This is a genomic window from Pseudonocardia sp. McavD-2-B (assembly GCF_024124365.1).
GTDB lineage: Bacteria > Actinomycetota > Actinomycetes > Mycobacteriales > Pseudonocardiaceae > Pseudonocardia > Pseudonocardia alni.
The window spans coordinates 46,367-55,669 of record NZ_JAMXSG010000008.1 but is presented as its reverse complement, the minus strand read 5'-3'; the positions used below and the strand labels follow the sequence as shown (position 1 = coordinate 55,669).

Below are 9,303 nucleotides of genomic sequence, written 5' to 3'. Positions count from 1 at the left end.
TCGGGGCCGAGCCGCCACGGCGAGTCGGCGGTGCGGACCCGCGCGCCGTGCCGGGCGAACGCGGCCGCCGCGGCGGCGGGGGCGTCCGGCCCGAGCATCCGGCGGCCGTTCTCGTCGCGGCGCTGGTGGTCGTCGAAGGCGGCGCCGATCTCGGCGTCGAGCGGGTCCTCGGGGTGCAGCCGGACCCGGCCGGACACGGTCAGGGTGAACAGCACGGGGCAGCCGGCGGCGGTGCAGGCGGCGGCCAGGGCGTCCATCTCTTCGGCGGTGAGCAGGTCGAGCAGCGCGGAGGCGGTGATCAGCGACGTCCCGGCCAGCGCGTCGGCGCCGAGCCCGGTGAGGTCGCCGGGGCCGGCCTCGGCGGTCACCCCGCCGGGTAGCGACGCGACGGCGTGGGAGAGCACGACGGGGTCGCGGTCGTGCAGGACCCAGTGCTGGCCACCGGGCCGGGCGAGGCGCGGGGCGAGCCAGCGGCCCATCGACCCGGTGCCGCAGCCGAGGTCGCGCACCAGCAGCGGGCCCGGCGGCAGGAGGTCGCGGACGGCGTCGGCGAGCGCGGTCGAGCGGGCGTCGGCGTCGGCGGGCTCGCGCAGGGCGAGCCACTCCGGCGGGCAGACCGGGTTGCCCGCCGCACCCTGGATCGGGACGGCGGTGTGGTCGACGCGGTGGTCGGCGGGGTGGTCGGCGGCGGCGCTCACGGCAGCACCGCGCAGAGGGCGCGGGCGGTGTCGGCCCAGCCGTCGAGCCGGTCCCGGCGGTCCCGGGCGGCGGCGCGCAGGTCCGCGCGCATTCCCGGGTCGTTCAGCCAGGACCGCAGCGCGGCGGCCAGCGCCTCCTGGTCGCCGGGCTCGACGAGCAGCCCACCGTCGCCGAGCGCCTCGGGCACCCCGCCGACCGCAGCGGCGATCACCGGGACGGCCCGGGCCAGCGCCTCGGTGACGACCATCCCGTAGCTCTCGGTGCGCGAGGGCAGCACGAGCAGGTCCGCGGAGGCGTAGGCGGCGTCGAGGGCGGGGCCGGTCAGCGGGCCGGTGAGGGTGATCCGCCCGGCCAGGCCGTGCCGGTCCGCCGCCGCGCGCACGGCCGCGGCGTGCGCGGGGTCGCGGTCGAGCGGCCCGGCCAGGCGCAACGTCCACTCCCGGTCGGCGACGCGGGCGAGGGCCTCGACCAACAGGTCGTGGCCCTTGGTCGGGGTGAGGGCCCCGACCGCGAGCAGCCGGGTACCGGCCGGGTGCGCGGACGTCATCGGGGCAGGGTCCACCCCCGGCGACGCGACGTGCACGCGGGCGAGGGGCAGCTGGTGCAGACGGACCACCCGCCGTGCCGTCCATCGGCTGGTGGTGACGACGGCGGCTGCCGCGTGCAGCGCCGCGCGCTCCCGGGCCCGGCGGTCCGCGACGACCGCCGCGGCGAGCCCGTGCTCGTCGCCCAGCGGCAGGTGCACCAGGACGACCACGCGTACCCGGCCGGTGTGACGGGCGAGGACCCCCGGCGCGGCGCAGGCGACGAGCCCGTCGAGCAGCACCGACGCGCCGTCCGGGACGCCCGTGAGCGCGGCGTCGAGCCGCTCGAGGGCGGCCCGGTCCGGGTCCGGCCAGCCGCCCGCGACGGCGATCTCCCGCACGGGGCGGTCGAACGCGGCGCAGACACCGCGGTCGTAGCGGTTCCCGCCGCTCGGGGAGCGCGGGTCGTCGATCCCGGCGGGGACGACGGCGTGCACCGCACGCCCCGTGGTGCGGGGCGGTGCGGGAGCCGTCACAGGTCCCGCTCGTAGCTCGCCCACGCGACGTGCGACTCGTGCAGCGTCACCGTCACGCCGGTCAGCCCGCCGGCGTTGCCGCCGAGCTTCCCCGCGCCGATGCGGTCGGCGAGCCGGTCCGCGATCGCCCGGGCCAGGAACTCGGTGGTCGTGTTGACGCCCGCGAACTCGGGGTGGTCGTCGAGGTCGCGGTGGTTGAGGTCGGCGAGCGTCTCCGCGAGCTGGGCGGTGGCCAGCCCGATGTCGACGACGATCCCGTCCGGGTCCAGCTCGGGGCGCCGGAAGGTGGCGTCGACGAGGAAGGTCGCGCCGTGGCGCTGCTGCGCCGGTCCGAAGACCTCGCCGCGCAGGCTGTGCGCCACCATGACGTGGTCCCGGACGGTGATGCTGAACAATCGGTCCTCCTGCATGCGGCGCCCCCTGAACCGGATGTCCAGATCAAAAGCGGGCAATGTTCATGAAACCACCATGCGGGCGACGCGGCGACCGAGCCGCGTCACGGGGTGGCCCGCGCTGGTCACGCGTATGCGCCCGGCTGCTGCGACCTGTCACCGGTGCTGCTCCGAGCGGATGAGGCGTGACACACCATCGTCACTTTTGAGGCAACTGTGTCTCAAGGGCTACTCTCGTGGCGCGATGCGGACACAGCAGCGTCCGAGTCGACCACTACGAGGAGGTAGCCGATGACCACCCACGAGACCCCGATGCCGTCCTGGTCCGAGACCCTGCGGGACGCCGGCCGGCGCACCGGGAACGTGCTCCGCGCGATCTGGGTGGGCATCGACACCTGGAGCGCCGTCACGCACGGCCGCGCCCCGGCCCGTCGCTGACGCCCGTCCCCCGGTGCGGCACGTCCGCGCCGGGGGACGCCGTCGTTCAGTCCCGGTCCGCGTCCGGCGGCGCCAGCCGCGGGTGCAGCTGCGCCCAGGCCAGCAGCCCCAGGGCGGCGGCGACGGCGAACGTCCCCGCCGTCCCGATCCGGCCGGCCAGCGCCCCGGCGAGCGGTGAGCCCACCGTCTGGCCGACGCCCAGGGCGAGGCACGCCCACGTGACCGCGCGTGCGGGAGCGCCCGGGAGGATGTGTGCGGCCCACAGGATGCACAGCCCGGTCAGCCCGATGTAGCCGGCACCGAACAGGCCCGCCGAGACGACCGCGCCGGTCAGGCCCGGCTCCGGCAGGGCGAGCAGGGCGATCCCGGCCGCGAACAGGGTCCAGACGACGAGCCCGACCGTTCGCAGCCCGTACCGCTGCGCCGCCCGTCCCACCGCGCCGCCGAGCACGCCGACCACACCGATCGCACACCAGGCGACGGTGCCGACGACCGGCCCGGCGCCGAGCTCGTCGAGCCGCGCGGTCGAGAAGGTCCAGTACGGCGCGCTGACCAGCCCCAGCAGCCCGGCGACGGCCAGCAGCGGCAGCACCCGGTCGTGCCCGCGCTGCGTGGGCGCCGCCTCGGGGACCCCTCGCGGCAGCGACCACGCGGCGGCAGCGGTGACGACGACCGCGACCAGACCGAACCCGAGCCAGACGGCCCGCCAGTCCCCCGGCAGCAGCGGCGTGAACGCGGTCAGCGCGAGCCCCGCCCCGGTGCCGGTGTTCGCCCAGGCCTGTGCCCGGGTGCGCGCGAGGCCACCGACCGTCTCGACGACGAGCTGCGCGACCCCGGGTGTCGCGATGCCGGCCCCGGCCCCCGCCACCACGATCGCGGCACCGAACACCACCACGCCGGGTGCGAGGGCCATGAGCAGCAGCCCCACCGTCGCGGAGACGGCGGCCGCGATCGTGGCGCCGCGCGCCGACCGCGCCGACAGCGCCGGAGCGGCGAGCAGCCCGAGGACGTAGCCGGCCGTGGAGAGCCCGCCGAGCACGCCGACCGCGGCCGGGGCCAGGCCGAACGTCTCGGTGAAGCGAGGCACGAACAGTCCGTAGGCGTAGCGGGCGACGCCGTAGCAGAGCGCGATCACCCCCGCGCCGAGCAGCGCGGTGGTCCACCAGGGCCGGTCGGTGGCGGGTGCAGGTCCGGGCCGTTCGCAGGTCGCCGTCATGCCGGTAGTGAACAGACCTGTCTGTTTGTTTGCAACTCGTGCCGACGGACAGCATCGTCTCTGCTGCTAGAGTCGCCTTCTCGGAACAGACCGTTCGGTTCACTCCAGGAGAACGCATGGCACGCACACGGCGCGGCGACGCCGGGGCGAAGGTGCTCGACGCCGCGTCCCGGCTCTTCTACCGGGACGGCATCAACGCGGTCGGGGTGGACACCGTCGCCGCCGAGGCGGGCGTCACCAAGACGGCGCTGTACACGAACTTCGGCTCGAAGGACCGGCTCGTCGTCGCCTACCTGCGGGACCGCGACCGCCGGTGGCAGGACGACGTCGACCGGATCACCGCCGACCACGCGTCGCCGCGGGACCGGATCCTCGCCGTCTTCGACGCCTACGAGACCTGGCAGTCCCGGGAGGGCTTCCGCGGCTGCGCGTTCCTCAACGCGACCTCCGAGCTGCCGCGCCTCGACCACCCGGCCCGCGAGGTCGTCCGGCACCACAAGACCGCGCTGCGCAGCTACCTGCAGACCCAGGTCGAGCGGCTGGGGACGGCCGAGCCGGCCGCGGCGATCGCCGGGACCCTGATGATCCTCCTGGAGGGGGCGGCCGCGATGGAGGTGGTCGAGCACGGGGCGGGGCCGATCCGCGCGGCCCGGGAGGTCGCCGACGGGCTGCTCCCGGCGGCCTGAACGGTCACACCGGGACGGGTCCGTGCGGGTGCTGGTCGTCGACGACGAGCCGGTGCGCGTGGGTCCAGCCGTGCACCGAGGGGCTGGCGGTGACGACGTGGGCGTGGTCGGCGTCGTGGTCGTGGCGGTGCCGCACGAGGTCGGCGCCGGCCGTCGGCCAGACCGTGACCGCCACCCCGAGCGCGACGACGGCGAGCGCGGCGAGGACCGACCAGGTGACCGTCCAGCCGGCCGAGACCGCCAGCCAGCCGGTGAGCGGGTAGGTAAGCAGCCAGCAGGCGTGCGAGAGCGAGAACTGCGCGCTGAACAGGGCGGGCCGCTGGCCAGGCCCGGCCGAGGTGCGCAGCAGGCGACCGGTGTTGACCATGATCCACCCCGGGCCGAAGCCGACCAGCGCCCAGGCGAACGCCGCGGTCGTCCACGACGGTGCGGCCGCCAGCAGCAGGGTCGCGCCGGCCGCCAGGCAGGAGACCGCCGCACCGGCCAGCATCACCGTCCGGACCGGGAGCCGCCGGGCGACCCACGGGGAGGCCAGCGCCGCCGCGGCCGTGCCCGCGCCGGACACCGCGAGCAGCAGCCCGACATCGGCCTCGGTGCCGCCGAGCAGGTCGCGGACGACGTTCACCGTCGTCACCAGCGACACCACCCCCACCGCGGCGACGACGACGTTCAGCGCCAGCAGCCCCCGCAGCTGCGGGACCGCCCGGAACAGCCGGGCCCCGAGCAGCAGCCGGGTCGCGAAGCCGCCCTGGGCGCGGCCCGCGACCGGCGGGACGGCCGTCGACGCCACGACGACCGCGGAGAACACGAACCCGGCACAGGTGCCGACGAACAGCGTCGAGTAGCTCGTCACCGCGACGGCCGCCGCGGCCAGCAGCGGGCTCAGCACCGTCTCCGCGCTGCTCGCGAGCTGCGAGGCCGACAGCGCCCCGGCGTAGTCCCGCTCGTCGGGGACGACGTCGGGGATGACCGACTGGAACACGGGGGTGAACGTCGCCGAGGCGACCTGGAGCACCGCGACCAGGACGAACACCTGCCAGATCCCGGTCACCCAGGGCAGGACGAGCACGACCGCCGCGCGGACGACGTCCGCGCCGACCATCAGCATCCGTCGCGGGACCCGGTCGGCGACCGCGCCGACGACCGGCCCGACGACGACGTAGGCCACCATCTTGATCGTCAGCGCCGAGCCGAGGACGAGCGCGGCCCGCTCGCCGGCCAGGTCGTAGGCGAGCAGCCCGAGCGCGACCGTCGTGAGCCCGGTCCCGACCAGAGCGACGACCTGGGCCGTGAACAACCGGCGGAACCGCGTGTTCCGGAACAGCGATCGCACTGGCCCTCCCCCGTCGACTGCGGGGACCGTAGAACGATTTCCCGATCGCCCCAACGGATCAGTTGCCAGCGGGGAGCAGCAGCCTCCCGGCGTGAACTGCGAGGTGGCGGCGACATCGTCCCCGAACCACGAATCCGCAGGTCGACGCGGCTCGTGGCACCGTTCCGGCTGCGAGGAGGTCGCTGTCGCCGTGCACTCGCAGAAGCCTTCCGGTGTCGTAGTGGGCGACGTCACGGCGACGATTCCCGAATTCCGCGCGGAACGGCGGATCCGCCGTTCCGCGGCGCGGCGGGCGGCACCGGCGGTCCGGCGGGGAGGCGTCCGGGTAGGCTCCCCTCAGGCCCTCGTAGCTCAGGGGATAGAGCACCGCTCTCCTAAAGCGGGTGCCGCAGGTTCGAATCCTGCCGGGGGCACTACACCGTGACCAGCGGCAACGCTGTTCGCGATCGCGAACGACTTCGCGCCCTGGAACGGAACCTGCCTACGCTGCGGCGGGGAAGCGCAGGTCACGGGGACACATCGAGGAGCTGCCGAGCGGCGCGTCCCGAGCCATCGTCGTCGCGGGCGTCGATCCGCTGCCGGGGCGCAGCCGCCGGCTCAGGGAGACGGCGCGGACCCGCGCGGAGGCCGAGACCAGCACTGAGCTCGTGAGTCGGGCGGGGTACGGGTCCGCGGGCGCGGCCGGGACCGTGGTGCCGTGCTCGGCTCGTGTGTGGCGACCCGATCGAGCAGGCCGGGGACATCGCGATCCTCGACACGCTGCGGTCCTGCGGCTGGGAGACGAAGGCTGCGGCATCGTCGACGGCCGCGCCCGGGGTTCCCGCACGAGTTCGCCGCGGGCCCCACTCACGGCAAGCACGGGTACGACTGCGTCACCTGACTGCCGCCCGAGGCCCGCGACACCGGCGGCCGGTCCCTCGGGAGCGGACCCTCGCGACAGCATCTCTGCTCGGCGTGACCGAGGAGGTCAGTCCCTCTCGTGCGGTCGCGCGGCGTGGCCCGGGCGCCCGCGCGTGCGGCGCTGCTCCTTCATCTCCGCCTCCATCAGATGCCGCCGCCCACCGACCAGCTCGTCGCGCACCGCGCGGTCCAGGGCCAGCGTGGTGCGGTAGTAGCCGTCGTCGTACTCCTCCACGACCTGGAAGCTCCACCGCCCCGCGACGACGTTGAGCCCGATCAGCTCGGTGGTGATCCGGTCCGCCAGATCGTCGCGACCCATCTCCCGCAGGCCGCCGACGACCTCGTCGAGCATCTCGTCGGCGTACCCGGTCATCTGGTGGAAGGCGTAGAGGTGCCCGCGGGCCCGTTCGATCGTCTCGACGGCCTCGGCCAACTTGCCCACCGTGGCCACCGCCTCGTCCGACACACCGTCCGGTCGGCGGTGCTCCGGGGCCGGTCGGTCGTCGTCGCGGCGGTCCTGCTGGTGGTTCTCGGACATGCGGGGGTCTTCCCGGTTCCAGCGGCCGGGAACCGTCCTGCCGACTCGAGCAGGGACCGTCATCGCTCCGTCCAGACGAATCGCCCGGACCGTTCCTGCTGGTCGCGAGGCTGAACTGCGTGCGGCGGGCCGGACGGGCCGACGCCGGTGCCGGGGGGCCGCGGTCCGGCGTCCAGCCGGTGTCAGAGCCAGCCGCGTTCGTGCGCGTGGCGCGCGGCGTCGTGGCGGGTGGCGGTGCCGGTCTTCTGCATCGCGCTGGACAGGTAGTTGCGGACCGTCCCGTGGGCGAGGTGCAGCCGGCGGGCGATGTGTGCCACGGAGTAGCCCTCGCGGGTCTCGGCTAGGGCGTCGATCTCGCGGTCGGTGAGCGGGCAGTCGTCGATCACGGATGCCTCGAGGACCTCGTGGGCGATCCACCGACGCCCGGCCCGCAGCTCGTGGACGACCGCGACGATGTCCTCGGGGTCGGCGCTCTTGCTCATGAACCCCTGCACCCCGAGCTTGAGCGCCCGGCGCAGGACACCCGGGCGGGCGTGCCGGGTGAGCATGAGCACCGCCTGCCCGGGGTGGTGTTCCCGGATCCGCGCGACGGCGTCGAGGCCGTTGGCCCCGGGCATCTCCAGGTCGACGACGAGCACGTCGGGACGGTGCTCGAGGGTCTCCCGCACGGCCCCGTCACCGTCCTCGGCCTGGGCGACGACGATGATCGTCCCGTCCTGGGGCAGCAGCGCCGCCATCGCGGTGCGCAGCAGCTTCTCGTCGTCGGCCAGGACGATGCGGACGGGCTCAGCGCCGGTCATGGTCCCCGCCTCCCGTGGGTCGGGCCGCGCCGTCACCGCGCCTGCCCGCCCCGGGGCTCGCGAGCCGGGCCGCGACGGTGAACGTCGTCGGGGTGGTGGTCACGTCCAGGTCGCCGCCGGCCGCGGCCAGGCGGTCCCGCAGGCGGGCGAGGCCGCGCAGCTCCGGCCCGGCGTCCGCGGCGGGGGCGACCCCGTCGTTGGTGATATCGACCCGGGTCGCCGACGTGGTGATGCGCACGGTGCTCGGGCGGGCGTGGCGGAGCAGGTTGGTCGTGGCCTCGCGCAGCACCTGGGCGAGCAGCGGGTGGGCGGGGGCGGCGCCGGGGTCGTGGTGGATCTCGACCGTGATCCCGGCGGCCTCGCCCAGCCGACGGGTGTTCTCCAGCTCGGCGGTCAGGTTGAGCCGGTGGCGCGCGTGGGCGAGCTCGCGGGTCCGGGCGAGGGCGTCGTCGACGAGTCCCCGGATCTCACCGAGCTCGGCGACGGCCGTCGCGGTGGCGTCCTCGCCGCCGCCGCGGACGAGGCCCTGGGCGTAGGCGGCCTTGAGCTTGATGACGTGCAGCGAGTGCCCGTGGATGTCGTGCAGGTCGCCCGCGAACCGCATCCGCTCGTGGGCGACCGCCAGCTCGCGCTCGGCCTCGCGGGCCCGTTCCAGACGACGCACGACGACCCACGCGTACTCGGAGACGACGATGACGCCGGCGACGAACAGGGTGCCGAGCAGGGGCAGGAGCACGTACTGGCCGGCGAGGGTCAGTGTGGGCGGCCGGGGCAGGAGCGCCGCGGCACCGGACGTCGCGACGACCACGGCGAGCGCACCGACCCACACCCGCCGGTGACGCGGGCGGGCGGACACCAGCAGCGACCCGATGAGCGCGAAGGGCACGAAGGTGATCGGGCTCGCGGCGCTCAGGGCCGCGACGAGCCAGTTCACCCCGGTGAAGGCCAGGGTGAACACGGCGCCGCGCGAGTAGCCGTCCAGGCTCCACTGCCGCAGCACCCCGAGGGCCAGGACCAGACCCACGGCGACGATCAGGCCCTCCCACCAGCTGTGCGCCGTGAGCACGACACCGACCACGCACAGCGGGGCGATGGCGGCGAGGGCGGTGAGCATCGCGGCCCGGCGCGCCCGGGCGGCCGCGGTCCCCGCGGCCGCACCGGTGTCGGCGCCATCGCTCACGACGACATCGGTCACGGCGGCGGCATCGGAGTCGGTCACGGGGCTCCCGGTGGGGCGGTCG

At 75.4% G+C, this 9,303-nt stretch carries 10 protein-coding genes and 1 tRNA gene; 3 read left to right on the top strand and 8 right to left on the bottom strand.

From position 1 onward, the window contains the following. The 3 genes from NH602_RS02785 to NH602_RS02775 form a co-directional block, all read right to left on the bottom strand. Positions 1 to 641: SAM-dependent methyltransferase (locus tag NH602_RS02785; RefSeq protein ID WP_253066903.1), on the bottom strand; the 641-nt coding region annotated here is incomplete at its 3' end. Between the two features lie 53 nt (positions 642 to 694). After that, complete coding sequence (locus tag NH602_RS02780; RefSeq protein ID WP_253066902.1) at positions 695 to 1,759, bottom strand: glycosyltransferase family 4 protein; 1,065 nt, start codon at positions 1,757 to 1,759, stop codon at positions 695 to 697. Next, positions 1,756 to 2,154, bottom strand: a complete 399-nt coding sequence (locus NH602_RS02775; protein WP_073577581.1) for a 6-carboxytetrahydropterin synthase — start codon at positions 2,152 to 2,154, stop codon at positions 1,756 to 1,758. The genes NH602_RS02780 and NH602_RS02775 overlap by 4 nt, the downstream gene beginning before the upstream one ends. A gap of 288 nt (positions 2,155 to 2,442) precedes the next feature. Between NH602_RS02775 and NH602_RS02770 the strand changes: the two genes are divergently transcribed. Continuing rightward, the gene (locus NH602_RS02770; protein ID WP_157818460.1) at positions 2,443 to 2,589 is read left to right on the top strand and encodes a hypothetical protein; all 147 of its coding nucleotides are present in this window, start codon (positions 2,443 to 2,445) and stop codon (positions 2,587 to 2,589) included. 46 nt (positions 2,590 to 2,635) lie between these two features. Here the strand turns inward: NH602_RS02770 and NH602_RS02765 are convergent, their stop codons facing one another. Beyond that, positions 2,636 to 3,805 carry a YbfB/YjiJ family MFS transporter gene (locus tag NH602_RS02765; protein WP_253066901.1) on the bottom strand — a complete coding sequence of 390 codons (1,170 nt, stop codon included), beginning with the start codon at positions 3,803 to 3,805 and terminating at the stop codon, positions 2,636 to 2,638. Between the two features lie 116 nt (positions 3,806 to 3,921). On the opposite strand from NH602_RS02765, the gene NH602_RS02760 reads away from it, so the two are divergent. Continuing rightward, positions 3,922 to 4,491 carry a TetR/AcrR family transcriptional regulator gene (locus NH602_RS02760; RefSeq protein WP_253066900.1) on the top strand — a complete coding sequence of 190 codons (570 nt, stop codon included), beginning with the start codon at positions 3,922 to 3,924 and terminating at the stop codon, positions 4,489 to 4,491. A gap of 4 nt (positions 4,492 to 4,495) precedes the next feature. Here NH602_RS02760 and NH602_RS02755 read toward each other — a convergent pair whose 3' ends face one another. Continuing rightward, positions 4,496 to 5,824, bottom strand: coding sequence for an MFS transporter (locus NH602_RS02755; protein ID WP_253066899.1), 1,329 nt, complete (start codon positions 5,822 to 5,824; stop codon positions 4,496 to 4,498). Positions 5,825 to 6,164: 340 nt separating this feature from the next. Here NH602_RS02755 and NH602_RS02750 point away from each other — a divergent pair. Further along, a tRNA-Arg gene (locus tag NH602_RS02750) sits at positions 6,165 to 6,237 on the top strand. A 554-nt stretch (positions 6,238 to 6,791) separates the two neighbouring features. Here NH602_RS02750 and NH602_RS02745 read toward each other — a convergent pair. The 3 genes from NH602_RS02745 to NH602_RS31760 all read right to left on the bottom strand — a co-directional run bounded on the left by NH602_RS02745 (position 6,792) and on the right by NH602_RS31760 (position 9,281). After that, on the bottom strand, positions 6,792 to 7,262 hold the full coding sequence (locus NH602_RS02745; RefSeq protein WP_179761115.1) for a hypothetical protein: 471 nt from the start codon (positions 7,260 to 7,262) through the stop codon (positions 6,792 to 6,794). Positions 7,263 to 7,444: 182 nt separating this feature from the next. Beyond that, on the bottom strand, positions 7,445 to 8,062 hold the full coding sequence (locus NH602_RS02740; RefSeq protein ID WP_179761116.1) for a response regulator transcription factor: 618 nt from the start codon (positions 8,060 to 8,062) through the stop codon (positions 7,445 to 7,447). Continuing rightward, positions 8,049 to 9,281 carry a sensor histidine kinase gene (locus NH602_RS31760; RefSeq protein ID WP_253066898.1) on the bottom strand — a complete coding sequence of 411 codons (1,233 nt, stop codon included), beginning with the start codon at positions 9,279 to 9,281 and terminating at the stop codon, positions 8,049 to 8,051. Before NH602_RS31760 ends, NH602_RS02740 begins: the two co-directional genes overlap by 14 nt. Positions 9,282 to 9,303 lie beyond the last annotated feature (22 nt).